This window comes from Nocardioides asiaticus (genome assembly GCF_040049175.1).
Classification (GTDB): domain Bacteria; phylum Actinomycetota; class Actinomycetes; order Propionibacteriales; family Nocardioidaceae; genus Nocardioides; species Nocardioides cheoyonin.
Genome location: NZ_JBDZDM010000007.1, coordinates 236,942 through 263,030, shown reverse-complemented (window position 1 = coordinate 263,030; position 26,089 = coordinate 236,942). Strand labels below are relative to the sequence as shown.

Annotated in this window: 19 protein-coding genes; 11 read left to right on the top strand and 8 right to left on the bottom strand. The window is 70.8% G+C overall.

All coding sequences use genetic code 11. The features are described 5' to 3' along the window. The first annotated feature begins 115 nt into the window (after positions 1-115). Positions 116-1,069, top strand: a complete 954-nt coding sequence (locus tag ABLE53_RS22990) for a co-chaperone YbbN (RefSeq protein ID WP_348861499.1) — start codon at positions 116-118, stop codon at positions 1,067-1,069. A gap of 156 nt (positions 1,070-1,225) precedes the next feature. After that, positions 1,226-2,584, top strand: a complete 1,359-nt coding sequence (locus tag ABLE53_RS22985; protein ID WP_348861498.1) for a hypothetical protein — start codon at positions 1,226-1,228, stop codon at positions 2,582-2,584. Between the two features lie 35 nt (positions 2,585-2,619). Here the strand turns inward: ABLE53_RS22985 and ABLE53_RS22980 are convergent, their stop codons facing one another. After that, the gene (locus ABLE53_RS22980) at positions 2,620-3,564 is read right to left on the bottom strand and encodes a LysR family transcriptional regulator (RefSeq protein ID WP_348861497.1); all 945 of its coding nucleotides are present in this window, start codon (positions 3,562-3,564) and stop codon (positions 2,620-2,622) included. A 73-nt stretch (positions 3,565-3,637) separates the two neighbouring features. On the opposite strand from ABLE53_RS22980, the gene ABLE53_RS22975 reads away from it, so the two are divergent. After that, on the top strand, positions 3,638-4,558 hold the full coding sequence (locus ABLE53_RS22975; protein ID WP_348861495.1) for an EamA family transporter: 921 nt from the start codon (positions 3,638-3,640) through the stop codon (positions 4,556-4,558). Here ABLE53_RS22975 and ABLE53_RS22970 read toward each other — a convergent pair. Next, positions 4,537-5,295, bottom strand: a complete 759-nt coding sequence (locus ABLE53_RS22970) for an NUDIX hydrolase (protein WP_348861494.1) — start codon at positions 5,293-5,295, stop codon at positions 4,537-4,539. The genes ABLE53_RS22975 and ABLE53_RS22970 overlap by 22 nt on opposite strands. A 115-nt stretch (positions 5,296-5,410) precedes the next feature. Here ABLE53_RS22970 and ABLE53_RS22965 point away from each other — a divergent pair, with 115 nt between their 5' ends. Both ABLE53_RS22965 and ABLE53_RS22960 read left to right on the top strand, forming a co-directional pair. Then, on the top strand, positions 5,411-6,010 hold the full coding sequence (locus ABLE53_RS22965) for a carboxymuconolactone decarboxylase family protein (protein WP_348861492.1): 600 nt from the start codon (positions 5,411-5,413) through the stop codon (positions 6,008-6,010). Further along, complete coding sequence (locus ABLE53_RS22960; RefSeq protein WP_348861491.1) at positions 6,007-6,900, top strand: RNA polymerase sigma-70 factor; 894 nt, start codon at positions 6,007-6,009, stop codon at positions 6,898-6,900. Before ABLE53_RS22965 ends, ABLE53_RS22960 begins: the two co-directional genes overlap by 4 nt. A gap of 106 nt (positions 6,901-7,006) precedes the next feature. Here the strand turns inward: ABLE53_RS22960 and glgB are convergent, their stop codons facing one another. Genes glgB through ABLE53_RS22940 form a run of 4 tightly spaced genes read right to left on the bottom strand, consistent with a single transcriptional unit; the run spans position 7,007 to position 14,452 of the window. Then, positions 7,007-9,211 carry a 1,4-alpha-glucan branching protein GlgB gene (gene glgB, locus ABLE53_RS22955; protein ID WP_348861490.1) on the bottom strand — a complete coding sequence of 735 codons (2,205 nt, stop codon included), beginning with the start codon at positions 9,209-9,211 and terminating at the stop codon, positions 7,007-7,009. Continuing rightward, complete coding sequence (locus tag ABLE53_RS22950) at positions 9,208-10,662, bottom strand: maltokinase N-terminal cap-like domain-containing protein (RefSeq protein WP_348861488.1); 1,455 nt, start codon at positions 10,660-10,662, stop codon at positions 9,208-9,210. The genes glgB and ABLE53_RS22950 overlap by 4 nt, the downstream gene beginning before the upstream one ends. Then, positions 10,659-12,416, bottom strand: coding sequence for a maltose alpha-D-glucosyltransferase (gene treS, locus ABLE53_RS22945; RefSeq protein ID WP_348861487.1), 1,758 nt, complete (start codon positions 12,414-12,416; stop codon positions 10,659-10,661). Before treS ends, ABLE53_RS22950 begins: the two co-directional genes overlap by 4 nt. Then, on the bottom strand, positions 12,413-14,452 hold the full coding sequence (locus tag ABLE53_RS22940) for an alpha-1,4-glucan--maltose-1-phosphate maltosyltransferase (RefSeq protein ID WP_348861486.1): 2,040 nt from the start codon (positions 14,450-14,452) through the stop codon (positions 12,413-12,415). The genes treS and ABLE53_RS22940 overlap by 4 nt, the downstream gene beginning before the upstream one ends. Before the next feature lie 89 nt (positions 14,453-14,541). Between ABLE53_RS22940 and glgP the strand changes: the two genes are divergently transcribed. Both glgP and ABLE53_RS22930 read left to right on the top strand, forming a co-directional pair. Further along, positions 14,542-17,124 (top strand): alpha-glucan family phosphorylase, encoded by a 2,583-nt coding sequence (gene glgP / locus ABLE53_RS22935; protein ID WP_348861484.1) that lies wholly within the window; start codon positions 14,542-14,544, stop codon positions 17,122-17,124. Positions 17,125-17,285: 161 nt separating this feature from the next. Next, positions 17,286-19,100, top strand: coding sequence for a S53 family peptidase (locus ABLE53_RS22930; RefSeq protein WP_348861483.1), 1,815 nt, complete (start codon positions 17,286-17,288; stop codon positions 19,098-19,100). A 10-nt stretch (positions 19,101-19,110) separates the two neighbouring features. Here the strand turns inward: ABLE53_RS22930 and ABLE53_RS22925 are convergent, their stop codons facing one another. Both ABLE53_RS22925 and glgX read right to left on the bottom strand, forming a co-directional pair. After that, positions 19,111-20,703 (bottom strand): sigma factor-like helix-turn-helix DNA-binding protein, encoded by a 1,593-nt coding sequence (locus ABLE53_RS22925; RefSeq protein ID WP_348861482.1) that lies wholly within the window; start codon positions 20,701-20,703, stop codon positions 19,111-19,113. Positions 20,704-20,785: 82 nt separating this feature from the next. After that, a complete protein-coding gene (gene glgX / locus ABLE53_RS22920; protein ID WP_348861481.1) occupies positions 20,786-22,945 on the bottom strand; it encodes a glycogen debranching protein GlgX in 2,160 nt (719 codons plus the stop codon). Between the two features lie 53 nt (positions 22,946-22,998). Between glgX and ABLE53_RS22915 the strand changes: the two genes are divergently transcribed. The 4 genes from ABLE53_RS22915 to ABLE53_RS22900 all read left to right on the top strand — a co-directional run bounded on the left by ABLE53_RS22915 (position 22,999) and on the right by ABLE53_RS22900 (position 26,088). Further along, positions 22,999-23,784 (top strand): enoyl-CoA hydratase/isomerase family protein, encoded by a 786-nt coding sequence (locus ABLE53_RS22915; protein ID WP_348861480.1) that lies wholly within the window; start codon positions 22,999-23,001, stop codon positions 23,782-23,784. A gap of 2 nt (positions 23,785-23,786) precedes the next feature. After that, positions 23,787-24,158, top strand: coding sequence for a hypothetical protein (locus ABLE53_RS22910; protein WP_348861479.1), 372 nt, complete (start codon positions 23,787-23,789; stop codon positions 24,156-24,158). Between the two features lie 116 nt (positions 24,159-24,274). Next, positions 24,275-25,093 (top strand): electron transfer flavoprotein subunit beta/FixA family protein, encoded by an 819-nt coding sequence (locus tag ABLE53_RS22905; RefSeq protein ID WP_348861478.1) that lies wholly within the window; start codon positions 24,275-24,277, stop codon positions 25,091-25,093. 29 nt (positions 25,094-25,122) lie between these two features. Continuing rightward, on the top strand, positions 25,123-26,088 hold the full coding sequence (locus ABLE53_RS22900; RefSeq protein WP_348861477.1) for an electron transfer flavoprotein subunit alpha/FixB family protein: 966 nt from the start codon (positions 25,123-25,125) through the stop codon (positions 26,086-26,088). Position 26,089 lies beyond the last annotated feature (1 nt).

Genomic DNA, 26,089 nt, shown 5'->3' with positions numbered 1-26,089 from the left:
GACAATCATGTAGGAATCCTGTTGGACAGGATCTCTAACAATTTCTCAGACAACGCCCGCTCCGTCGGACGCGGTGGCTCCGACCACGTCGGGACCGACCTCTAGGATTGGCCTCATGTCGCAGCAGCCGTTCACCCGTCCCGGTGCCGTCGACCTGTCGGCCCTCAAGCGTCCCGCCCAGCCCGCCCCCGGAGGGCCCGGTGCCCCCGGCGCACCCTCGGGCGGCGGAGCGACCGGGTCCTACACGGTCGAGGTGAGCGAGCAGAACTTCCAGTCGGTCCTCGAGTCGTCGATGACCGCGCCGGTCGTCCTGGTCTTCTTCTCGCCCGGTCGCTCGCCCGAGAGCGCCACCTTCGCGCGCGACGTCTCGACCGTCGCCGAGGAGTACGAGGGTCGGTTCCTCGCCGGTCTCGTCGACATCGACGCCTCGCCGCAGATCGCCCAGGCGATGCAGATCCAGCAGATCCCGCTGATGTACGTCCTGCTCGACGGCCGCCCGGTCACCCAGCCGATCCCCGGCGCGCCGCCGATCGACGAGCTGCGCGCCTTCTTCAACCAGCTCGGCCAGCAGCTCACCGCCCAGGGCATCAGCGGCCGCCACAAGCCGCAGTCCGCCCAGACCGCGGAGCCCGCGGCGGAGGGGGAGGAGCCCGCGACCGACCCGCGCTACGCACCCGCCGAGGAGGCGCTCGCGTCGGGCGACGTCGACGCCGCCATCGCGGAGTACCAGAAGCTCGTCGACGCCAACCCCGCCGACTCCGAGGCCGGCGTGGGCCTGGCCCGCGCCCAGCTCATCAAGCGCACCCAGGGCGCCGACCTCAATGTCGCCCGCGAGGCCGCGGCCGCCAACCCCGACGACGTCGACGCCCAGATCCTCGTCGCCGACCTCGACCTCCTCGGGGGCCACGTCGAGGACGCCTTCAACCGCCTAGTCGACCTCGTCCGGCGTACGACCGGCGACGACCGCAACGCCGCCCGCGAGCACCTCGTCAGCCTCTTCGCCGCCGTCGGCAACGACGACCCGCGCGTCCTCAAGGGACGTCAGGCGCTCGCCAGCGCTCTGTTCTGACCCGGGTTGAGTCGCGGCTTTCGGTGGCTTCAGTCGCGACCTTTGGCGGGCTGAGTCCGGCCCTTGCTGCGCCGGCCCTTTCGTCGCCTTTGCTATCCAGGATTCCTTTTGCCTCGCTAATGTGCCTGAGTAAAGACGACGATCCAGGAGACATTCATGGTCGAGGAGTCGTGGCAACAAGCGAGGCTGATTCCGACCTCGGGGATATCCGGTGCAGAGGAGCAGGAACGTCGCGCGGCGTCCGCGTTCCTCGCGGTGCTGCCGGCGGTGAAGGAATTCGGCAGAAGCCTGTTGTCATCAGTCGGGGCGCCTGCGGGCGCCATCGAAACGTACGTCGAGGTGCCGTTCAAGCACGGTGAGAAGACGTGGCGGCCCGACGGACTGATCCGGGTGACACGTGGAAAGCGGGCTTGGGTCGGACTGGTCGAGGTCAAGACTGGCAAGAACGAACTCACCGTCGAACAAGTCGAGGCGTACTTGGACGTGGCCCGCGAGCAAGGCTTTGACGCGCTCATAACGATCAGCAACCAGATACCACCGAGCCCGAATCAGCATCCGACAGCAGTCGACAAACGGAAACTGAAGAAGGTCACGCTCCATCACTGGTCGTGGTCTTCGGTCGTGTCGAAGGCGATTCTCCAGAAGGAGTATCGGGGCGTGTCGGATCCGGACCAGGCGTGGATTCTCGGCGAGTTGATCCGTTACCTCGAGCACCCGAGGTCCGGTGCACTCGAATTCGAGGATATGGGCCCGGACTGGGTGCCGATCCGTGAGCAAGTGTCAGCCCACACTCTCCGAGTGAGTGACAAGGGAATCCCAGGCGTTGTCGCACGCTGGGATGCCCTTCTCACCTTTGCCTGCCTGCAGCTCGGCCGCAGACTCGGAACCGACGTGTCACTCCAGTTGTCACGCAAGGAGCAAGCGGATCCGACCATTCGCGCGTCCGCGCTGAAGGCGTCTCTGGTCGAGAACGGCACACTGACGGGCACGTTGCGCATACCGGGGACCGTGAGCGACGTCGTCGTGACAGCCAACCTCCGTGAGAGCAAGGTGACATGCCACCTCGACATCGAGGCACCGAGGACTGGTCGTGCCAGCACCCGCGTCAACTGGCTGACTCGGCAGCTTCGAGATGCTCCGGACTCCCTACGGATCGAGGCGTTCGTCCAGAACCAACGGGGCTCGACCATGGCCGACCTGCTCGGCAAGGTGCGAGAACAGCCCGAACTCCTGATCAGCGACCCTAAGAAGGAGATCCGCTCCTTCCGAATTGCGCACACGGTCTCGATGGGCTCCAAGCGCGGGCGCGGGCGTGGCGCATTCATCGACTCTGTACTCACGGCGATCGACGACTTCTACGAGCCGGTCGTTCAGCGACTCAAGGCCTGGGTGCCTTCGCCACCGAGGCTACGCAGCGAGCAATCGCTCGGTGCTGATGAGTTGGAGACCTCGGCGCTCTCGTCCCAGGACGAGCCCGCAGCAGCACCCGAGGCACCAGCCCGTACGCCAGCCTGACACGGGGGCGGGCAGGAGATGGACTGATCTCCTCCTCAGGAGACCTTGAGTGTGTGTGGCTCTTCGGCCGGAGCACGGCTCTCAGCGGGACTCGCGCCGGCGAGGGCGGCGAGCACCGCCGCGACGGCGGGGGAGGCGGCCATGCTGTGCCGGTGGAGGGCGATGATCTCGCGGACCGGACGCGGCTCGGCGGCGGGGACAGCGACGAGGTCGTCGCCCAGGGCCGAGCGGCCGAGCCGCGGGATGAGCGCGATGCCGAGACCGGCGCGCACGAGCGCGAGATGGCTCTCGAACTCCATGGAGACGTGAGCGATCCGGGGAAGCCGGCCGGTGCCGTCGTACATCCTCGTCAGCCACTGCCGGCAGATCGTGCCCTCGGGCGTGGCGATCCAGCCCTCGTCGACCAGGTCGGCCGGAGTGACGACGGACCGGCCGGCGAGCGGGTGGTCACGGTGCACGATCACGTCGGCGACGTCCCGGGTGAGCGCGGTGGTGACGAGATGGCCGGGGATCTCGAGGGGCACGTCGCCCCAGCTGTGCACCACGCCGAGCTCGGCCTGTCCCGTGGCGACCTCGTCGATGGTCTCCCAGGGCTCCTGCTCCGTGAGGGTCAGGGAGAGGTCCGGGTGGGCGGCGAGCAGGTCGCGGACGACCGGCGCCACCAGCCCGCGCATCGCGGTGGAGAAGGTCGCCAGTCGCACCCGCCCGGCGACCGCGCCGGACTGACGGTGCAGGCCCGCCTCGAGCGCCTCGAGGTCGGTGAGCAGCCGGGCGCCCTCGTCGACGAGGTGCCGGCCGGCGTGGGTCAGCATGACGCCGCGGCCGACCCGCTCGAGGAGGCGTACGCCGGTCTGCCGCTCGAGCCGCTTGACCTGCTGCGACACGGCGCTGGGCGTGAAGCCGAGGGCGGCGGCCGCACCGACCACCGAGCCCTGCGTCGCGACGGCGCGAAGCGCCGCGAGGGCATCAAGATCGATCATGAACGGATGCTACCTGATCAGGTGCATGACAATTCGATGGTCCTTCACAGTCGCGACCCGCAGGCTTGATCCCATGAACCGCCGCGACTCCCTCCTCGCCGTCCTCGTCGCCGCGCTGTGGGGCTTCAACTTCGTCGTCATCGACTGGGGACTGGGCGACCTCCCGCCGCTCCTCTTTGCCGCGGTCCGGTTCACGCTCGTCGCGGTCCCGGCGGTCTTCCTGCTTCCCCGGCCGGCCGCGCCCTGGCGGACGATCGCCGCGGTCGGGGTGTTCATGAGCCTGGGCCAGTTCGGGCTCCTGTACTCGGCGCTCGCCGCCGGCCTCCCCGCCGGGCTCGCCGGGCTCGTCCTGCAGGCGCAGGTGGTATTCACGATCGTGATCGCGTCGGTCGCGCTGCGCGAGCGCCCGACCACGGCGCAGGTCGTCGGCGTCGCGGCCGGAGCCGTCGGCCTGGTCGTGGTGGCGCTCGGGCGCGGCGGGCACGTTCCCCTCGGCGCGCTGGCGCTGTGCGTCGTCGCGGCGCTGTCCTGGGGGATCGGCAACGTCGTCTCCCGCGCCGCACGCGTCCCGGGGGGCCTGTCGCTGACGGTCTGGTCGGCGAGCGTCGTGCCGGTCCCGCTCGTCCTGCTCTCCCTCCTCGTCGACGGGCCCGGCGGCGTACGCGACGCGGTCGCCGGCTTCGGCTGGCAGGCGGCGCTCTCCACGCTCTACACGGTGGTGCTCGCCTCGTTCGTCGGGTACGGCGTCTTCAACTCGCTGCTCGCGCGCCACCAGGCCTCCTCGGTCGTGCCGTGGATCCTGCTCGTCCCGCCGGTGGCGATCGGCTCGGCCTGGCTGCTGGCGGGGGAGCAGCCGAGCCCCGGCGAGATCGCCGGCGGGATGCTCCTCGTGGTCGGTGCGCTCGTCGCGCAGGGCGTGCTCGGCCGCGTCCGCCCGCGCCGCGAGGCCTATCTGCTCGCGCGCCGCCCGGGTCAGCGACCGGACTCGGTGTAGCCCGGCCCGTCGCCGCGTACGCCGGCCAGCGCCGCCTCGATGCGACGCGCGGTGAAGTCCGCCGCCCGCTCGCGGACCTGCTCGACCGTGCAGAACTCCGCCGACCGGATCTCCCGGGCCTCGTGGACGATCTTCTCCGTCAACGACGCGTCGTGGACACCGCCGTCGAACACGAGGCAGACGGCGTCGTCCCAGCCGCTCCACGCCGGCAGCCAGTCGGTGAGCAGGAGCCCGCCCGGGTCGAGGGTCAGCGCGAGCTCCTCCTCGACCTCCCGGGCGACGGCGACCCGCGGCGACTCGCCGACCTCGACCACGCCGCCGGGCAGGTCCCAGTCGCGCTTGTAGGTGAGCTGGCACAGCAGCACCCGCTCCTCCGGGTCGCGCACCAGCATCTGGCTGATCGCGCGCTTGCGCGGGAGGAAGGAGTTGAGCAGCGCCCTGAAGCCCTCGGGCTGGTCGACGGGCACGTCGGTGGCGAGCCGCGCGTACAGGATCCGGTCGACCGGCTGACCCTCGATCGTGACCCCGCGCATCACGCCCTCCCGGTGCAGGCCCGCCCAGGTGGCGGTCCGCTGCGCCTGCGCGTCGTCGGGGTCGACGAGCGCCTCGACGCGGGTGTGGGTCAGCAGCGCGGCAGCCACCTCGTGGCGTACGACGTCGATCGGCTCGCCAGGCTCCCAGCTGATCCGCGCGACGCCGTCCGCGATGGTCGTCACGGTCGTCTGCGCCTCGGTCACGCGGTCCACCCTAGTGGCCCGACGGGCGCGTGCACGGTGCGTCGGCCGGTGTCACAACCGGAGCGTGACCGGTGTCTCCTGAGCGAGAAGGATTTCCGGACAGCAGGAGGCACGAATGCCCAGCACCAGCAGGTTCCGCATTCCCAAGGCCGAGATCACGGGTCTGTACGGCGCGCTCGTCAAGCGCTTCGCGAGGAAGATGGTCGGCGAGGTGCCGGACGGCGCCTACGTGTACTTCCACAACAAGCCGGTGCTCAAGGCCGTGCTCGGCTTCGAGGGCAAGGTCGAGAAGTGGGACGCCCTCGACCCGACCCTGAAGTCGTACGCCCAGCTCGCGAGCGCCGCGGCGATCGGCTGCAGCTGGTGCCTGGACTTCGGCTACTTCAAGGCCCGCAACGACAGGCTCGACCTGGCCAAGATCAGCCAGGTGCCGGTCTGGCGCGAGTCCGACGTCTTCACCGAGCTCGAGCGCGACGTGCTGGAGTACGCCGAGGCGATGAGCGCCACGCCGCCGACCGTGACCGACTGGATGGTCGAGAAGCTGGTCGACCAGCTCGGCGCGCCCGCCGTCGTGGAGCTGACCCAGATGATCGCGCTGGAGAACATGCGGTCGCGGTTCAACTCCGCCGCCGGGCTCTCCAGCCAGGGGTTCTCCGACGTCTGCGAGATTCCGCTCGCGCAGCCGCCTCTCCGCGCGGTGGAATCGTCCGCATGACCGCAGAGTCGGGGCCGGACCGGGCGACGGACGCGTTCGTCACCCACCGCAACCTCCTCTTCACCGTCTCCTACGAGCTGCTCGGCTCGGCGGCCGACGCGGAGGACGTGCTCCAGGAGACCTGGCTGCGCTGGTCGGAGGTCGACACGAGCGAGGTGCGCGACGAGCGGGCCTACCTGGTGCGCATTGCGACCCGGCTCTCGCTGAACCGGCTTCGGACCTTGGCGCGCCGGAAGGAGTCGTACGTAGGGCCGTGGCTGCCGGAGCCGCTGCTCACCTCGCCCGACGTGGCGGAGGACGCCGAGTTGGCCGACAGCGTGTCGATGGCGATGCTGCTCGTCCTCGAGACGCTCTCACCGCTCGAGCGGGCGGTCTTCGTCCTGCGGGAGGTCTTCGACGTCCCCTACGACGAGATCGCCGCCTCGGTGGACAAGTCGCCCGCCGCCGTACGACAGCTGGCGCACCGGGCCCGAGAGCACGTCGCCGCCCGGCGGCCGCGGGAGTCGGTCTCGCAGGCCGAGGCGCGGCGCGCGCTGGAGGGCTTCCGCCGGGCCGCCGAGACCGGCGACCTCCAGGCCCTCCTCGACGTCCTCGCCCCCGACGTCGTGCTCGTCAGCGACGGCGGCGGCGTCAAGCAGGCGGCGCTGCGGCCGATCGTCGGCGCCGACAAGGTGGTGCGCTTCCTCGCCGGCGCCTCCCGGAAGGGCGGTCCGGTCCAGATCGCGTTCACGTCCGTCAACGGCGCTCCCGCGCTGGCGCTGCGACAGGACGGCGAGCTCGACGGCATCGTCACCGTCCGCGTCGAGGGCGGACTCGTCACCGGGCTCTACTACGTCCGCAACCCGCACAAGCTCGCCCGCGCCGAGGTCGAGACGACCCTCACCCGCTGAGCCGCCGGAACCGCCGACTCGACGCGCCACAACTGGCGACTCGACGCGCCCGAACCGGCGACTCGACAGGCCACAACTGGCGACTCGACGGGCCACAACTGGCGACTCAACCCTCGCGCTTGCGGAACCAGATGGTGGCGAGCGGGGGCAGGATGACGGTGGCCTGGGCGGGCTGGCCGGAGACGCCGCCCTCGACGGCGGTGAGGGCGCCGTAGTTGCCGACCCCGGAGCCGGTGTAGACCTCGGCGTCGGTGTTGACGACCTCGTCCCAGACACCGGCCGACGGCAGGCCGAGCGGGAAGCTCTCGTGCGGGACCGCCGAGAAGTTCGAGACGCAGACCAGGTCGGGTCCCTCGCTGCCGCGACGGATGAACGAGTAGACGTTGTGGTTCGCGTCGTCGGCGTCGATCCAGCTGAACCCTGCGGGGTCGCCGTCGAGGGACCACAGCGCCGGGGTGGCGGCGTACGCGCGGTTGAGGTCGCGGACGAGGTCGTGGACGCCGCGGTGGTCCGGGTTCTCCAGCAGCCACCACTCCAGCTCGCGCGACTCGGCCCACTCGGCGTCCTGGGCGAACTCGCCGCCCATGAAGAGCAGCTGCTTGCCCGGGTGCGCCCACATGTAGGCGAGGTACGCGCGCAGGTTGGCGAGCTGCTGCCACCGGTCGCCCGGCATCTTGCGGATCAGCGAGCCCTTGCCGTGGACGACCTCGTCGTGGGAGAGCGGGAGGACGTAGTTCTCCGACCAGGCGTAGGTCAGCGCGAAGGTCATGTCGTGGTGGTGCCACGAGCGGTGCACCGGGTCGTACCGGAGGTAGCCGAGGGTGTCGTGCATCCAGCCCATGTTCCACTTGAAGCCGAAGCCCAGCCCGTCGTACGCCGTCGGCCTGGTGACCCCGGGCCACGAGGTGGACTCCTCGGCGACGGTGACGATGCCCGGGACCCGCTTGTAGACGGTGGCGTTCATCTCCTGCAGGAACTGGACGGCCTCGAGGTTCTCCCGGCCGCCGTGGACGTTGGGCGTCCACTCGCCGGGCCCGCGGGCGTAGTCGAGGTAGAGCATCGAGGCGACGCCGTCGACGCGCAGCCCGTCAGCGTGGAACTCCTCGAGCCAGTAGATCGCGTTGGCGACGAGGAAGTTCCTGACCTCGCGCCGGCCGAAGTTGAAGATGTGGGAGCCCCACTCCTTGTGCCAGCCGCGCTGCGGGTTCGGGTCCTCGTAGAGCGGCGTGCCGTCGAAGCGGGCCAGCGCCCACGCGTCGGTGGCGAAGTGGCCCGGCACCCAGTCGAGGATGACGCCGATGCCCGCCTGGTGGAGCGCGTCGACGAGGGCGCGGAAGTCGTCGGGGTCGCCGTAGCGGGAGTCGGTGGCGAAGTACGACGTGACGTGGTAGCCCCACGACCCGCCGTACGGGTGCTGCATCACCGGCATCATCTCGACGTGGGTGAAGCCGAGATCGGCGAGGTAGGGGACCAGCTCCTCGGCCAGCTGCCGGTAGCTGCGGCCGCGGCGCCAGGAGCCGAGGTGGAGCTCGTAGACCGACATCGGCTCCGACACCGGCTGCTTGGTGGCCCGCTCCGTCATCCACTCTCCGTCGCCCCAGGTGTAGGTCGACTCGAAGACGACCGAGGAGGTCTGCGGCGGCACCTCGGCGAACGCGGCCATGGGGTCGGCCTTCTCGCGCCACTGGGCGTCGGCGCCGAGGACGACGAACTTGTACTGCGTCCCGGAGCCGACGTCGGGCACGAACAGCTCCCACACGCCCGAGGTGCCGAGCTGGCGCATCGGGTGCTCGCGGCCGTCCCAGTGGTTGAAGTCGGCCTTCACCCGGACACCCTTGGCATGCGGCGCCCACACGGCGAACGCCGTCCCGGTGACCGGCGGCGCCCCGATGCCCTCGTAGTGGTGCACGTGGGCGCCGAGCACGTCCCAGAGCCGCTCGTGGCGGCCCTCGTTCACGAGGTGCAGGTCGAGCTCGCCGAGGGTCGGCAGGAAGCGGTACGGGTCGTCGAGCGCGATGGTGTGCCCGTCGTACGTCACCCGGACGCGGTAGTCGGGGACCTCCTCGACGGGGAGCACGCCGACCCAGATGCCCTCGTGCTCGTGGGCGAGCTCGACGTCGGTCGTCTCGCCCGTCACCGGGTCGGTGTAGCGCACCTCGACCGTCCTGGCGAGCGGCTTGAGCACGCGCACCGTGACGCAGCCGTCGCCGGGATGGGGGCCGAGGACGGAGTGCGGGCTGCCGTGCCGGCCGCTCGCGAGCAGGTCGAGCTCGTCGACGGGGACCTCGAGGGGGCGGAGGGGGATGGTCATGACGCTCCAATGCGGGCGATCGCGGCGAGGGGGATCTCCAGCCAGGCCGGGCGGTTGCGCGACTCGTAGACGCACTCGTAGACCGCTTTGTCGGCGACGTACGCGTCGAGGAGCACCCGCTGGTCGGGGGTGAGTTCGCCGCCGGCGTACGCGACCACGAAGAAGTTGCGGTTGCGGTTGGCCCACTCGACGGCCCGCAGCCGGAGCTGCTCGGTCTCCTCGCCGGACGTCATCTGGTGGATGACGGCGTTGGGGGCGTAGTCGAACGATCGCAGCATCCCGGCGACGTCGCGCCAGCGGGAGTCCGGCCGGAGCCGCTCGGCGAGCGGCTTGGCGGGCTCGCCCTCGAAGTCGACGATCTTCCAACCCATCGACGTCCGCAGCGTCTGGCCGAGGTGGAGGTCGCCGTGGATGGTCTGGACGGTGAGCTCTCCGAGCTCCGCGACCCGGGCGTACGTCGACCGCAGGCCCTCGGCATGCTCGGCGAGCTGCGGCACGACGGCGAGCGCCCGGTCGAGCCGCTCGGTCATGCTCGCGGCGAGCGCGGAGGTCGCCTCCGCGCCGAGCGTCTCGACTGGGAAGTGGTCGGCGAGGGCCTTGTGGACCTCGGCGAGCGCCTCGCCGAGCCGGCTCGACTCACCGGCGAAGTCGCCGCCCGAGTCGGTCGCGTGCTGCTCGGGCTCGGCGAAGAGCGTCCGAACGCTGGCGAGGGCGAGGTCCCAGCCGTCGCTGGCGGTCCGTAGAAACGCCTGCAGCATCGCGAGCTGCATGGTCGCCCCGCCCTCCACGGAGGTGTCCGGGAGGACGACGTCGAGCCAGCCGTAGAGCGGCGCGACGTGCTCTGAGCCGGCGTTGGTGAGCACCTCGTGGATCTGGATGTCGGGGTTGACCCCCGGCGTCACCTTGCGGAACACCTTCATCAGCGAGTCCTCGCCGAACGCCACCGAGGAGTTCGACTGCTCGCCGGAGAAGAGCGTGGAGTGGGCCTCGAGGTCGAGGTCGTGGCCCGGCAGCCGGTGGAAGGCGAGCACCGACTCGGGGTCGATCTGTCCGTCGGCCGCTCGGGCGAACGAGCGCAGCCAGCACGCCATCGCCTCGCGGTCGTGGAGGGCGTCGTACGCGTGCACCCAGCCGTACGCCGGGTCCTCCCACCAGCCGATGAACGCGTGGTCGAGCCGTCCCTCGGGGTGCTCGTAGAACGACAGCGGGACCTGGTAGAGCTCCTTGTCGATCGTGGCCGCTCCCTCGGCGTACGTCACCTCGACCAGGTAGATGACCACGTGGGGACTGGTCTCGACCCGGCCGGGGACCTCGCCGATGGCGATGATGTCGGTGACCTCGAAGGTGCGACCCTTGCCGCCGAACCAGCGGGTCCGCAGCAGGTAGTCGTGGAACAGGTCGCGGTCGAGGTGGGTCGTGCCGCCGCTCGGGCCGCCAGGGGTGGTCGTCACAGCAGCGCTCCCTCCTCGCCGAGCCCGGCGTCGACCGGCTGGGTGAGCCGGAACCAGTAGAACCCGTACCCACCGAGCGTCAGGAGATACGACAGCTCGCCGATCCGTGGGAACGGCACCCGGCCGATCACCTCCACCGGCACCATGCCCTCGAACCTCCGCAGGTCGAGCTCCACCGGCTGCGGGAACCGGGAGAGGTTGTTGACGCAGACCATGATCTCGGTCGAGCCGTCCGGGAAGGTGTGCTCGCGCGAGTACGACAGCACCGACGGGTTGGACCCGCCGAGGTCGTGGAAGCTGCCGAGCCCGAACGCGGGGTGCTGCTTGCGGGCGTGGATCATCCGGCGGGTCCACTGGAGCAGCGAGGACGTGTCCTCCAGCTGCGCCTCGACGTTGACCGCCTGGTAGCCGTAGACCGGGTCCATCACCAGCGGCCGGTCGAGCTTGCCGGGGTTGGCGGTGGAGAACCCGGCGTTGCGGTCCCCGGACCACTGCATCGGGGTGCGTACGCCGTCGCGGTCACCCAGCCAGATGTTGTCGCCCATGCCGATCTCGTCGCCGTAGTAGAGCACCGGCGAGCCGGGCAGCGACAGCAGCAGGGCGGTGAAGAGCTCCATCTGGTTGACGTCGTTGTCGAGCAGCGGCGCGAGTCGCCGGCGGATGCCGATGTTGGCCTTCATCCGCGGGTCCTTGGCGTACTCGTTCCACATGTAGTCGCGGTCCTCGTCGGTGACCATCTCGAGGGTCAGCTCGTCGTGGTTGCGCAGGAAGATGCCCCACTGGCAGCCGCTCGGGATCGGCGGGGTCTGCTCGAGGATCTCCGAGACCGGGAAGCGGCTCTCCCGGCGTACGGCCATGAAGATGCGCGGCATCACCGGGAAGTGGAAGCACATGTGGCACTCGTCGCCACCCACGGAGAAGTCGCCGAAGTAGTCGACGACGTCGGCCGGCCACTGGTTGGCCTCGGCGAGCAGGACCCGGCCGGGGTAGTTGTCGTCGACGAACTTCCTGACCTTCCTGAGGAAGTCGTGGGTCTCCGGGAGGTTCTCGCCGTTGGTGCCGGGCCGCTCGTAGAGGTAGGGCACGGCGTCGAGCCGGAACCCGTCGAGGCCCATGTCGAGCCAGAAGGTCATCGCCTCGAGCATCGCGTCGTGGACCTTCGGGTTGTCGAAGTTGAGGTCCGGCTGGTGGGAGAAGAAGCGGTGCCAGAAGTACTGCTGCCGGACCGGGTCCCAGGTCCAGTTCGACGGCTCGGTGTCGACGAAGATGATCCTCGCCTCCTGGTAGAGCTCGTCGTTGTCGGACCAGACGTAGAAGTCGCCGTACGGCCCGTCCGGGTCGGAGCGGGAGGCCTGGAACCACGGGTGCTGGTCGCTGGTGTGGTTCATGACGAAGTCGATGATCACCTTGATGCCGCGCTCGTGGGCGGCGTCGAGGAACTCACGGAAGTCGTCGACCGAGCCGACCAGCGGCAGCACCCCGGTGTAGTCGGCGACGTCGTACCCGCCGTCGCGCAGCGGGCTGGGGAAGAACGGCGGCAGCCAGAGGCAGTCGACGCCCAGCCACTGGAGGTAGTCCAGCTTCTCGGTGAGGCCCTTGAAGTCGCCGGTGCCGTCGCCGTTGGAGTCCTTGAACGACCTGACCAGGACCTCGTAGAAGACGGCCGTCTTGAACCACTCTGCGGCGACCTCCGGAGAGTCCTCGAAGCTGCTGTCGTCGCTGGCCGGCTCGACGGTGACGGTCTGCTCGGTCAACTGGTCCTCCTGACGGTGAGCACGTGGGCGGGTTCGTCGCCGGGGTCGAGCCTGACGTAGTTCTCGCTGCCCCACGTCCAGTCGGCGCCGGTGATCTCGTCGTGGACGGCGTACGACTCGGTGCCGGGCGGCAGGCCGAGCGCGACCGGGTCGAGGCGGACCATCGTCTCCCTGGTCGCGTGCGGGTCGAGGTTGACGACGACGATGACCGTGTCGAGCGGATCCGTCGTGCTGACCGGGGGGACGCCGTCGTCGTACGCCGGCGGCGCCGTGGTCTTCGAGTAGCAGATGATGTGGTCGTCGAGCGTCTCGTGGACCGTGAGGTTGCGCAGCCGCTGCAGTGCCGGGTGGTCGCGGCGGACCTGGTTGAGCCGGGTGAGGTACGGCGCCAGCGAGCGGCCCTCCCGCTCCGCGGCGGCCCAGTCGCGCGGCCTGATCTGGTACTTCTCCGAGTCGAGGTACTCCTCGCTGCCCGGTCGTACGGCGACGTGCTCGAACAGCTCGTAGCCGGAGTAGACCCCCCAGCTGGGGGAGCCCGTCGCCGCGAGCACGGCGCGCAGCTTGAACGCCGCGGGGCCGCCGTACTGCAGGAAGGCGTGCAGGATGTCGGGGGTGTTGACGAAGAAGTTCGGCCGCATCAGGTGGTCGGACTCGTGCGACACCTCGACGAGGTAGTCCTCGATCTCGGTCTTCTCGTTGCGCCAGGTGAAGTACGTGTAGGACTGCTGGAAGCCCACTGCGCCGAGCCCGTGCATCATCGCCGGCCGGGTGAACGCCTCGGAGAGGAAGACGACGTCGGGGTCGGTCGCGCGGACCTGCGCGAGCAGCCACTCCCAGAAACCGAGCGGCTTGGTGTGCGGGTTGTCGACGCGGAAGATGCGTACGCCGTGGGACATCCACAGCCGGACGATCCGCAGGACCTCCTGCGCGATGCCGGACGGGTCGTTGTCGAAGTTGATCGGGTAGATGTCCTGGTACTTCTTCGGCGGGTTCTCGGCGTACGCGATCGTCCCGTCGGCGCGGGTGGTGAAGAACTCCGGATGCGTCTGCACCCATGGGTGGTCGGGGGCTGCCTGGAGGGCGAGGTCGAGCGCGACCTCGAGCCCGAGGCCGCGCGCCCTCGCGACGAAGGCGTCGAAGTCCTCGAAGGTGCCGAGGTCGGGGTGGATGGCGTCGTGGCCGCCGTAGCGCGACCCGATCGCCCACGGCGACCCCGGGTCGCCGGGCTGCGGGTCGAGGGTGTTGTTGGGGCCCTTGCGGTTGACCTCGCCGATCGGGTGGATCGGCGGCAGGTAGACCACGTCGAAGCCCATCCCCGCGACGGCGTCGAGCCGCTCGGCCGCCGTACGGAACGTCCCGGAGCGGAGCCTGCCGGTCTCGGGGTCCGGGGTCGCGCCCTCGGACCTGGGGAAGAACTCATACCAGCTGCTGAACAGCGCCCGCGGTCGGTCGGCGTACGCCGGGAACGGGCCCTCGACGGTGACGAGCTCTCGCAGGGGGTGGGCGTGCAGCACCTCCACCAGCTCGGGCGACTCGAGCACCGCGAGCCTGGCCTCGGGCGGGCGGCCGGTGTCCTCGGCCGCCTCGATCCCGGCCTGGAGCGTCGCGGTCTCCTGCGCCGTCGGCTCGGTGTAGGAGTGGGTGCCGTTCCCCTTCAGGACGCGCTCCAGGAGCAGCCGGGCCTCGGTGAACATCAGCTCCACGTCCACGCCGGCCCGGATCTTGATCGGCCCGTCGTGCAGCCAGGTGCCGAGCGGGTCCGACCAGGCGTCGACCTCGAACGTCCACGGCCCCTCGAGGTCGGGCACCACCCAGGCCTCGTACCGGTCGGTCCCCGGAGCGACCTGCACCATCCGCAGCGGCGGCCGGCGTACGCCGTCGGGGCCGGTCGCCACCACCTCCGCACCGAGCCGGTCGTGGCCCTCACGGAACACCGTCGCCCTCACCGGGAACGGCTCGCCGAGCGTCGCCTTCGCAGGGAGGCGGCCGCTGTCGACGACCGGGTGCACGTCCATGACGGGGATGCGTCCGACCATGGGGACCAACTTATCCAGATCGCGAGTCCGCCATGCGGGCAGGCGGCTCCGGCTTACGAACGATCCAAGATCTCGCTAGCGTCTCGACCATGCGCGCCATCCGACGCTTCACCGTCCGACCGGTCCTGCCGGAGCCGCTGCACGCGCTCAGCACGCTCGCGGGCAACCTCCGCTGGGCCTGGCACCCGCCGAGCCAGGACGTGTTCGCCGAGATCGACGGCGACCTCTGGGAGGCCACCGGCCACGACCCGGTGCGGCTCCTCGGCGAGGCCGACCGCGGCCGCCTCGACCGGCTCTCGACCGACGAGCGGTTCCTGCGCCGCCTCGCCGAGGTCGAGGACGACCTGCAGCGCTACCTGACCGAGGACCGGTGGTACCAGCGGTCGGTGCCCGACGGACCCCGCGCCATCGGCTACTTCTCGCCCGAGTTCGGCGTCGCCGCGGCCCTGCCGCAGTACTCCGGCGGTCTCGGCATCCTCGCCGGCGACCACCTCAAGGCGGCCAGCGACCTCGGTGTCCCGGTCGTCGGCGTCGGCCTGCTCTACAAGCACGGCTACTTCAGCCAGTCCCTGTCCCGCGGCGGCTGGCAGCAGGAGAGCTACCCCGTGCTTGACCCCGACGAGCTGCCGATCTCCGCGCTGCGTGAGGCCGACGGGTCGCGGGCCACCATCTCGATCGCCCTGCCCGGCGGGCCGCCGCTCGTGGCCCGGATCTGGGTGGCCTCCGTCGGCCGGGTGCCGCTGCTCATGCTCGACACCGACGTGGAGGGCAACCCCGACCACTACATCGACGTGACGGACCGGCTCTACGGCGGCAACTCGGAGCACCGCCTGCGCCAGGAGCTGCTCCTCGGCGTCGGCGGCATGCGCGCCCTACGCACGTACTCCCGGATCACCGGCGCCCCGGCGCCGGAGGTCTTCCACACCAACGAGGGCCACGCCGGATTCCTCGGCATCGAGCGGATCCGCGAGCTCACCGCGGCCGATGACGGACCGAAGCTGGACCTCGACAGCGCGCTCGAGGTCACCCGCGCCTCCACGATCTTCACCACCCACACGCCGGTCCCCGCCGGGATCGACCGCTTCCCACGCACGCTGGTGGAGCAGTACTTCGGCGGCAGCTCGGGGGAGGCCGGCGCGGCCCCCGGCGTACCCGTCGACCGGGTCCTCGCCCTCGGTGCCGAGACGTACGACGGCGGCGACCCCAACGTCTTCAACATGGCGGTGATGGGATTCCGGCTCGCGCAGCGCGCCAACGGCGTCTCGCTGCTGCACGGCCACGTCAGCCGGGAGATGTTCAACGGGCTGTGGCCGGCCTTCGACGAGGCCGAGGTGCCCATCGGGTCGATCACCAACGGCGTCCACGCGCCGACCTGGGTCGCCCGCGAGGTCTATGCGCTCGCCGAGCAGGAGGGCGCCGACGAGAGCGACCCGGACAGCTTCTGGGCCGCCGTCGACAAGGTCCCCGGCGGCCAGATCTGGGCGGCGAAGCGGGCCCTGCGCGACCGGCTCGTCCAGGACGCGCGGCGGCGGCTGCGGGCGTCCTACCTCAAGCGCGGGCTCTCGCCCGCGGAGCTCGGCTGGATCGACGACGCGCTCGACCCGGACGTGCTGACGATCGGGTTCGCGCGGCGGGTGCCGTCGTACAAGCGGCTCACGCTCATGCTCAAGGACCCCGAGCGGCTCAAGTCCCTGCTGCTCCATCCCGAGCGGCCGATCCAGCTCGTGATCGCGGGGAAGGCGCACCCGGCCGACGACGGCGGCAAGAAGCTCATCCAGGACATGGTCCGCTTCGCCGACGACCCCGAGGTGCGGCACCGGATCGTCTTCCTGCCGAACTACGACATCGCGATGGCGCAGCCGCTCTACCCGGGCTGCGACGTCTGGCTGAACAATCCGCTGCGGCCCTACGAGGCGTGCGGCACGTCGGGGATGAAGGCGGCGCTCAACGGCGGCCTGAACCTGTCGATCCTCGACGGCTGGTGGGACGAGTGGTACGACGGCGACAACGGCTGGGCCATCCCGTCGGCCGACGGCTACGACGACCCCGACGCCCGCGACGAGCTCGAGGCGGCGGCGCTCTACGACCTCATCGAGCACGAGGTGGCTCCGCGCTTCTACGACACGGACGGGGAGGGCGTGCCGCTCAGGTGGCTCGAGATGATGCGCCACACCCTGAAGTCCCTCGGGCCGAAGGTGCTCGCCACCCGGATGGTCGGTGACTACGTCACCCGGCTCTACGCCCCGGCCGCCGCGAAGGCGCGCTCCCTCGACCCCGACTACCGCGGCGCCGTGGAGCTGGCCGCCTGGAAGAAGCGGGTCCTGGCGGCCTGGCCCGGCGTACGCGTCGAGCACGTCGAGGGCGAGGGCATCGGCGACGTCCCCCAGGTCGGCGACACCCTCGCCGTCCGCGCGTACGTCGCCCTCGGCGACCTCACGCCCGACGACGTCGAGGTACAGCTCGTCCACGGCCGCACCTCCGCCGAGGACGAGCTCGTCCGCACCGCCTCCACGCCGCTCACCGTCGTCGAGACCTACGACGGCGGACGGTACTGCTTCGCCGGCTCCGTCACCCTCGCCCGCTCCGGCCCCTTCGGCTACACGGTCCGCGTCGTCCCCCGCAACAGCCACCTCGCCTCCATCGCCGAGCTCGGGGTCGTCGCCGTCGCCTGACCGCCGAGTCGCCGGCTCCGGTCGGTCGAGTCCCCGGCTCCGGTCGGTCGAGTCGTCACCGCTGGCGAGGTCGAGTCGCCATCGACCGTCACCTGCGCGCTGCAGCGTCGTTCGATGGATAGGGCCCGAAGTGGTCGGGTCCACTCCCGGAAGGTGGCATCGTGCTCCGACGCTCTGCCCTGCTCCCGCCGGCCGCCGCCGGTGCCCTCGTCGCCGCCGCGCTGACGATCTCGTCCGCGCCGGCCACCCACGCGAGCGCCCCGGCGACCGAGCGGCCGGCACTCGCCTCGACCCGCAACGTCCTGCCCGGCCTCGCTCGGGCCACCGACCTCGGCGCCGTCCCCGCCTCGACGCGGATGCATCTCGTGGTGACGGTCCAGCGACCCGATACCGCGGCCGAGAAGGCGTTCGTGTCGGCCGTCCACGACCCCTCCAGCCCCGACTACCGGCACTTCCTCACCCCGGCGCAGTTCCGGGAGCGGTTCGGCGTCCCGGCGGAGCAGCGCGACGCCGTACGCGACTTCCTCTCCTCCGGCGGCCTCACGGTCGACTCGGTGTCAGCAGCGGGCGACGTCTTCGGCATCCACGGCACGGCGGCGCAGGTCGAGTCCCTCTTCGGGACCTCGATCCGCTCCTACTCCTACGGCGGCAAGCGCTTCCTCGCCAACACCGCCGCTCCGACGTACCCGGCCTCGCTCGGGATCAGCAACGTGGTCGGCCTCAACACGCTGCAGCAGTTCAGCCTGCCCTCGAAGCTTCACCACGCCCAAGGTGACTGCCTGCCGGTGGTGGGCTGCACCGGCGGTACGACGCCGCAGGACCTCTGGTCGGTCTACGAGCGCCCCGACACCGCCACCGGCACCGGCCAGGGCGTCGCGGTCTTCGGCGAGGGCGCGACCGACGATGTGGTGAGCGACCTGCGGCAGTTCGAGGACAAGTTCGGCCTCCCCCAGGTGCCGGTCACGGTCAAGCATCCCGAGGGCGACACCGACTTCAGCGACGACTCCGGCCGGGCGGAGTGGAACATCGACACCCAGGCCTCCACGGGGATGGCCCCGGACGTCGACGACCTCACTCTCTACTTCGGCACCGACCTGTCCGACGCGGACGTCGCCTCGGTGTTCAGCGAGTTCACCGACGACCCCGACGGCCCGCTGCAGGCCTCCGCGTCGTACGGCGAGTGCGAGACGATCCCGTATCTCTCCTCGGCCCTCGCCGACGTCCCGCTCGTCGGGCTCGGCAACAACATGGATGCCACCCTCGACCAGATCACCCGCCAGGCAGCCGCGGAGGGCAAGTCGATCTTCGTGTCCACCGGTGACACCGGTTCCTCCTGCCCGGTGGTGGCGCTACCCGTGATCGGGGCGGGCAACGGCCTCGTCAACCAGGGCCTGCCGGTGACGAACTCGCCGGCCTCGCTGCCGTACGTCACGGCCGTCGGCGGGACCGTCCTCTACACCGACGGCGAGGGCAACCGCTCGCGCGAGTACGGCTGGGCGTTCGGGGGCGGCGGCTCGACGCTGTTCACTCCAGCGCCCGACTACCAGCAGGGCGTGTCGGGCGTCGACCTGCCCTGCGTCACCGACCCGTCGGTCACCTGCCGCGGGATCGCCGACGTGGCCGCGCAGTCCGGCGACGTCGTCGGCAACGGCTACGACATCGTGATGGAGGGCAGCTACACCGAGGCCGGCGGCGGAGGTACGTCGCTCTCCGCTCCCCTGATGCAGGGGCTGTGGGCCGACGTCCAGACGGAGGCTCCGTCGGGCGGGCTGGGCTTCGCGAACTACGGCCTGTACTCCGCCGGGAAGACGGACGAGGACCAGTCGTACTTCGATGTCACCTCGACCGACACCGAGACCGGACTGCCGGCGACCAACGGCCTCTACGTCACCAAGCCGGGCTGGGACTACGTCACCGGGTGGGGTACGCCGAAGGTCGGCGGGCTGATCTGCGTCCTCGACCAGACCGGCTGCTGAGCCGTCCGGCTCAGTGCCGGGCCGCGATCCGGTCGACCACGGTGTCGAGGTCGCCCGGGTCGAGCGTGGTCGACAGCGGCCGGTCGTCGCGGCGTACGAGGACCTGGCCCCAGCACGTCGGCTCCAGGCGGTAGGCGAGGGCGCCCTCGTCGGTGTGGAAGGTGACGACGTCGGTCTCCCGGACGTGGCCGGCCGGGCACTCCCGGTAGCCCGTCACCGTCGTGCTCCCGGCCAGTGCGTTGACCGCCTCGGCCAGCGCGGCGACGTCGGCGGCGTCGGCGGTCGCGGACAGGTGCACCGTCGGTAGCGGCCCGGCCGCCCGGTCGGTGCTGTCGGTGCCCGCCGACCGGACGATGTCGACGGTGCTGACCCGGCCGGTCACGTAGCTCTCCGCGCCCCGGACGAACCGTGACGTGGTGTACGTCGACGCTTTCAGCAGCGTGCGGCCGCCGAGCGCGCGCCACTGGAGGAGCAGCTCGACGGGGGAGTACGCCGCCGGCTCCCGCGCGCGTGGCTCGGCGTACGTCAGCGTCATCGAGCCGTCGGGCCCGTGGCTCACGTCGTCGACCTGCTCCATCCCGGCGGGCGTGTGGGCCGCGAGGTGCACCCCCAGCCGGAGCGGCGTCATCGGCACGACGTACCACGCCGTCCGGCCCAGGAGTGGGTCGTGCCCGCTGAGCGCGAGCCAGTAGTGGCCCCACGCGGCCGGCGGTTCGGAGGGCCGCCTGACCGACCCGGCGGGCACGTCGACCAGGCCGAGCACGCGCTCGGACTCGCGCGCGGCCAGCGCGCGGTTCCGGGCGTCCGACCCGGTGGGGACCGGGGCGACCAGGCGGGGCAGCGGGGTCGGGGTGCGGTCGTCGCCGTTCCGCGAGACGGCGTACGCCGCCCCGGACCCGAGCAGCATGATGACCGCCACACCGGCGACCGCCGCGGGCCACCGCCTCCTCGGCCGCGCCTGCGCCCCGATCCGCTGTGCGGTGAGCGGGTCGGCGAGCCCGGCCCGGGACGCGAACGTCTGCTGCAGCAGGCCTCCGAGCTGCTCCTCGGTCCAGGATGTGCCGGCTGAAGCGGCCGAGTCGGTCGCGGCAGTCCCGCCGACCGTCGCGCGCAGCGCGTCGAACGCGCGGTCCAGGTGTTCGCGGACGGCCCCGTCGTCGCAGCCGAGCAGCCCGGCGGTCCCGGCGACCGACAGCGCCTCGTGGAAGCGCAGCACGAGCACCGCCCGCCGCGCCGGCGACAGGGTGTCGAGCCACTGCCACACCTCGTCGCGCAGCCCGCCGCCGGCCGGCGGCACGGTCGCCTCCACCAGCTCGATCCCGGACACCTGCCCGGCGCGGCGCAGCCGACGCGCCCAGGACACGTGCTCGCGCACCATCAGCGCGCGCAGCTCCCCGACCGGCCCGCCCGGTGCGGTGGTCGCGGCGATCCGGTCGCCGTGCCGGGCCGCGTGTCCGAGCGTCGAGCGCAGCAGCTCCTCGCCGTCGACCGCCTCGCCGGTCAGCATCACGGCCAGGCGCAGCAGGGCGGGAGCGTGCTCGGCCACCACGGCGGCGTACGCCACCGGCGGTCCTGCCGTCACCGGCCGGGTGATCGCACCCATCTCCACGCTCCCGCGGGACGCGCGGCATCGTGGCCCGCGTCCCTTCCGACAAGGATGCGCCGCCCGCGGACGGTTGGCTATGTCAGCGGCTCTGGATGACCACGAGGGCGTGCCGCCCGACGGTCATCCGCTCGCCGGCCTTGACCTCGGTGCCGACGGGGAGCCTGACGTCGGTGGAGAGGACCACCGTGCCGGCGGTGACCCACTCGTTCTCGGGCAGGACGACGGTGAGGGGCTTGTCGGAGGCGTTGGGCCAGATCACGAACGACGCGTCGACGAGCTGCTCGCCGTGAGGGCCCGGCGTCCGCAGCGGGGCGCCGGAGACGAAGGTCCCCACCGACTTGAGCGAGGTGTCGGCCCAGTCCGCGTCGGTCATCTCCCGGCCCGACGGGTGCAGCCAGGCGAGGTCCTTGGGGCCGCCGACGATCGTCGGTGCGCCCTCGAACCAGTGCCGCTGCCGCAGCGCCGGGTGCTCGCGACGCAACCGGAGCGCGGTCTTGGTGATCTCGTACAGGTCCAGCCAGGCGTCGTCGGGCCGCCAGTCGACCCAGGAGATCTCGTTGTCCTGGCAGTAGGCGTTGTTGTTGCCCCGCTGGGTCCGGCCGCGCTCGTCGCCGGCGGTGATCATGGGGACGCCGTTGGAGAGGCAGAGGGTGACCATCAGGTTCGCGGCCTGCCGCCGTCGGAGCCGGACGATCGCCTCGTCGTCGGTCTCGCCCTCGACGCCGTGGTTCCACGAGCGGTTGTTGTCGGAGCCGTCCCGGTTGTCCTCGAGGTTCGCCTCGTTGTGCTTCTGGTTGTAGGACACCAGGTCGCGCAGCGTGAAGCCGTCGTGGGCGGTGACGAAGTTGACCGAGTTGTAGGCCGAGCGGCCGTCGTCGGCGTACAGGTCGCTCGACCCGGCCAGCCGGGTCGCCACGTGTCGTACGCCGTCGGAGCGGCCGCGCCAGAAGTCGCGGATCGCGTCGCGGTACTGGTCGTTCCACTCCACCCAGGGAGCCGGCATCCGGCCGACGAGGTAGCCGTCCATCGAGACGTCCCACGGCTCGGCGATGAGCTTCACGTGGCGCAGGATCGGGTCCTGGCCGATCGCGATGAGCAGCGCGTTGTGGAAGTCGATGTCGTAGCCGGACCGCGTCAGCGCCGACATCAGGTCGAAGCGGAAGCCGTCGACGTGCATGTCGGTGACCCAGTAGCGCAGCGAGTCGAGGATGAGCCGCAGCGCGAGGTCGTTCCAGGTGTCCACGGTGTTGCCGCAGCCGGTGACGTCCCAGTAGGTGTCGTCGAACTGCGTCCCGCCCGGCCCGTCGAGCGGCAGCCGGCGCTTGTAGAAGCCGCGGTCGTCGAGCCCGCGGAACGAGATCGTCGGCCCGTCGGGTCCCGCCTCGGCGGTGTGGTTGTAGACCACGTCGAGGATGACCTCGATCCCCGCCCGGTGCAGCGCCTTGACCATCTCCTTGAACTCGGTGACCTGCTGGCCGCGGTCGCCGGAGGAGGAGTACGACGCGTCCGGGGCGAAGTAGGAGACCGAGTTGTAGCCCCAGTAGTTGACCAGGCCCTTCTCTAGCAGGCGCGGCTCGGAGAAGAACTGGTGCACCGGCAGCAGCTCGACCGCCGTCACGCCGAGGTCCTTGAGGTAGTCGACGACATGGGGCGTGGCCAGGCCGGCGTACGTCCCGCGGAGGTGCTCGGGGACCCGGTCGTGCAGCTTGGTGAAGCCCTTGACGTGGAGCTCGTAGATCACCGTGTCGCGCCACCGGGTCCGCATCGGGGTGTCGCCATCCCAGTCGAACGCCGGGTCGACGACCACGCTGCGGCCGGTGACCGGCGCCGAGTCGGCCGTGTCGGGCCTGCACGGGTCGTCCCGGTCGTAGCCGAACAGGGCCGGCTCGTTGCGGATCGTCCCCGAGGTCGCGAGGCCGTACGGGTCGAGCAGCAGCTTGTCGACGTTGAACCGGTAGCCGTTGGCCGGGTCCCATGGCCCGTCGGCGCGGAAGCCGTAGCGCTGCCCGGGCTCGATGTCGGGCAGCGCGCCGTGCCAGATCCCGAGCGACTGCTGGGTCAGCTCGTGCCGGGTCTCGTGCTCCACGCCGTCGGCGTCGTCGTCGAAGAGGCAGAGCCACATCGCCGTCGCGTTCGGGGCATAGACCGCGAAGTTGGTCGACTCGGGCGTCCACGTCGCCCCCAGCGGCCAGTTCCGACCCGGCCAGACCGGGGCGGTCTCGCCCAGGTAGCTCCACATACCGCGTTCCACGCGCGGCATTCTCCCCGAAAGACCCCGCTAGGGTGCGATTCATGACGACAGCCGAATTCATCAGCCTCGAGGTCGACGATGGCGTCGCGACCCTGCGGCTCGACCGCCCCAAGATGAACGCGCTCAACGTGCAGGTGCAGGAGGAGATCCGCGCGGCGGCCCTGGAGGCCACCGAGCGTGACGACGTGAAGGCGGTCGTCCTGTACGGCGGGGAGCGGGTCTTCGCCGCCGGCGCCGACATCAAGGAGATGGCCGACATGTCGCACACCGACATGGTGAAGCGCTCCGGCCCCCTCCAGTCGGCGCTGACCGCCGTCGCGGAGATCCCCAAGCCGGTGATCGCGGCGGTGACCGGCTACGCCCTCGGCGGCGGCTGCGAGCTCGCGCTGTGCGCCGACGTCAGGTACGCCGCCGAGGACGCCGTCCTCGGACAGCCGGAGATCCTCCTCGGGATCATCCCCGGCGCCGGCGGCACCCAGCGGCTGTCCCGGCTCGTGGGGCCGTCGAAGGCGAAGGACATCATCTTCACCGGCCGGTTCGTCAAGGCCGACGAGGCACTCGCGATCGGCCTGGTCGACAAGCTGGCGCCCGCACCGGACGTCTACGCCGAGGCGGTCACCTGGGCGCGGCAGTTCAGCACCGCGGCGACGTACGCCCTGCGGGCGGCGAAGGAGTCCATCGACAAGGGGCTCGGCGTCGACCTCGCCACCGGGCTCGAGATCGAGCGGCAGCAGTTCGCGGCGCTCTTCGCCACCGAGGACCGCACCATCGGGATGCGCTCGTTCATCGAGAACGGCCCCGGCAAGGCCGTCTTCGAAGGGCGATGACCGTGAGCGAGGAGGGGGAGCGGAAGTCGTCGACCGCGCGCGACGCGGCGGCGGTCGCCAAGGCCACGGTCTCGAAGGTGCGCACCTACCTCGGCCGGCTGATCTGGCTGGTCTGCGTGCTCGCCGCGCTGGCGCTCGCGATCGGCGCGCTGATGGTCGCGCTCAAAGCCAACCAGGACAACGGGCTGGTCAAGGGCGTCCTCGACCTGGCGGACACCGCCGACCTCGGAGTGTTCTCGCGGACCAACGGGATCAAGGAGTTCTCCCCGCCGGACGCCGACATCAAGAACGCGCTGTTCAACTGGGGGATCGGGGCGCTCGTCTGGCTGGTCGCGGGACGCATCTTGGTGTGGGTCGTGCGCCCCCGTTCCTGACCCGCGAGACCGTGTGACATTCTCAACCGAGGGACCGGTACCACTCGTTGTGACTCACGGGTAACATCGGCGGGCGAACTACGACCATTCAGGAGGGGCCGTCCAGGCCGACCACCATGAACATTGTTGTGCTTGTGAAGTACGTCCCGGATGCCACTGCCGACCGGCAGTTCGAGGAGGACAACACCGTTGACCGGGTGAACGTCGATGGTCTTCTCTCCGAGCTCGACGAGTACGCCGTCGAGCAGGCGCTGCAGATCAAGGAGAAGCGCGCCGGTGCTGAGGGGGGTGAGGAGGTCGAGGTGACGGCGCTGACTGTCGGTCCCCAGCCCGCCGAGGCCGCGGTACGCAAGGCGCTGCAGATGGGTGCCGACAGGGCGGTCCATGTCGTCGACGACGCGATCGCCGGCTCGGATGCTGTCGCCACCTCGCTGGTGCTTGCGAAGGCGATCGAGAAGCTGGGCTCGATCTCTGGGAGCTCCCCGGATCTGGTGGTGTGCGGGATGGCGGGCACCGACTCGATGATGAGCGTGGTCCCGGCGATGCTGGCCGAGCGGCTCGGGGTGCCGCAGGTCACGCTCGCGTCGGTGGTGGAGACCCAGGGCAACCAGGTCCGGATCAAGCGTGACGGCGACACCGCGACCGAGGTGATCGGCGCGACGATGCCGCTGGTGCTGTCGGTGACCGACCAGTCCGGCGAGGCCCGCTATCCCTCGTTCAAGGGGATCATGGCGGCCAAGAAGAAGCCGCTGGAGACCTGGTCGCTCTCGGACCTCGGTGTCGACGCCTCGCAGGTGGGTCTGTCGGTGGCGTGGAGCGAGGTCGAGGAGACCGCCGCCCGCCCGCCGCGCACCGCCGGTGAGATCGTCAAGGACGAGGACGGCTCGGGCGCCAAGGCGCTGGCCGAGTTCCTCGCGTCGAAGAAGTTCATCTGAGCGCCGGGTCGGGAAGAGGAGACATAGACATGGCTGAAGTACTCGTTCTCATCGACCACGTGGGCGGTCAGGTCAAGAAGCCGACCTTCGAGCTGCTCACCCTGGCCAGGCGGCTCGGTGAGCCCTCGGCGGTCTTCATCGGCGCCGCCGACCAGGCCGCCGGCGCTGCGGAGGCGGTCAAGAAGTACGGCGCGGAGAAGGTCTACGTCGTCGACGACACCGAGATCAAGGGCTACCTGGTGGCCCCGAAGGCCGAGGCGCTGGCCCAGCTCGCCGCCCAGGCGGGCGATGGGTCTGGGCCGGCTGCGATCCTGCTGCCCTCGTCGGCGGAGACCAAGGAGATCGCGGGCCGGCTGGCGATCAAGCTCGAGTCCGGGCTGATCACCGACGCCGTCGACATCGCCGACGGCGGTGTCACCACCCAGTCGGTGTTCGCGGGCAACTTCACCGTCAAGGCCAAGGTCACCAAGGGCACCCCGATCATCACGGTCAAGCCGAACTCCGCCGCCCCGGAGGAGGCCGCCGGCGCCGGCACCGTGGAGCAGGTCGCGGTGACCGTCTCGGATGCGGCGAAGACCGCCCAGATCGTGGCCTCCCAGCCGCGCAAGGCCTCGGGCCGCCCGGAGCTGACCGAGGCGGCGATCGTGGTCTCCGGCGGCCGCGGCACCGGCGGCAACTTCGAGCCGATCGAGCAGCTGGCCGACGCGCTCGGTGCCGCGGTGGGAGCCTCGCGGGCCGCGGTCGACTCGGGCTGGATGCCGCACAGCTTCCAGGTGGGCCAGACCGGCAAGACGGTCTCCCCGCAGCTCTATGTGGCCAACGGCATCTCCGGGGCGATCCAGCACCGTGCCGGGATGCAGACCTCCAAGACCATCGTGGCGGTCAACAAGGACGAGGAGGCCCCGATCTTCGAGCTCGTCGACTTCGGTGTCGTGGGTGACCTCCACACCGTCCTGCCGGCGGTGACCGAGGAGATCAACCAGCGCAAGGGCTGAC

Coding starts and splice junctions, on each gene's coding strand:
- ABLE53_RS22965 (WP_348861492.1), top strand. CDS start 5,411: ATGCCCAGCACCAGCAGGTTCCGCATTCCCAAGGCCGAGATCACGGGT.
- glgB (WP_348861490.1), bottom strand. CDS start 9,211: ATGACCATCCCCCTCCGCCCCCTCGAGGTCCCCGTCGACGAGCTCGAC.
- glgP (WP_348861484.1), top strand. CDS start 14,542: ATGCGCGCCATCCGACGCTTCACCGTCCGACCGGTCCTGCCGGAGCCG.
- ABLE53_RS22990 (WP_348861499.1), top strand. CDS start 116: ATGTCGCAGCAGCCGTTCACCCGTCCCGGTGCCGTCGACCTGTCGGCC.
- ABLE53_RS22960 (WP_348861491.1), top strand. CDS start 6,007: ATGACCGCAGAGTCGGGGCCGGACCGGGCGACGGACGCGTTCGTCACC.
- ABLE53_RS22940 (WP_348861486.1), bottom strand. CDS start 14,452: ATGGTCGGACGCATCCCCGTCATGGACGTGCACCCGGTCGTCGACAGC.
- ABLE53_RS22980 (WP_348861497.1), bottom strand. CDS start 3,564: ATGATCGATCTTGATGCCCTCGCGGCGCTTCGCGCCGTCGCGACGCAG.
- ABLE53_RS22905 (WP_348861478.1), top strand. CDS start 24,275: ATGAACATTGTTGTGCTTGTGAAGTACGTCCCGGATGCCACTGCCGAC.
- glgX (WP_348861481.1), bottom strand. CDS start 22,945: ATGTGGAGCTACCTGGGCGAGACCGCCCCGGTCTGGCCGGGTCGGAAC.
- ABLE53_RS22915 (WP_348861480.1), top strand. CDS start 22,999: ATGACGACAGCCGAATTCATCAGCCTCGAGGTCGACGATGGCGTCGCG.
- ABLE53_RS22975 (WP_348861495.1), top strand. CDS start 3,638: ATGAACCGCCGCGACTCCCTCCTCGCCGTCCTCGTCGCCGCGCTGTGG.
- ABLE53_RS22985 (WP_348861498.1), top strand. CDS start 1,226: ATGGTCGAGGAGTCGTGGCAACAAGCGAGGCTGATTCCGACCTCGGGG.
- ABLE53_RS22925 (WP_348861482.1), bottom strand. CDS start 20,703: ATGGGTGCGATCACCCGGCCGGTGACGGCAGGACCGCCGGTGGCGTAC.
- ABLE53_RS22900 (WP_348861477.1), top strand. CDS start 25,123: ATGGCTGAAGTACTCGTTCTCATCGACCACGTGGGCGGTCAGGTCAAG.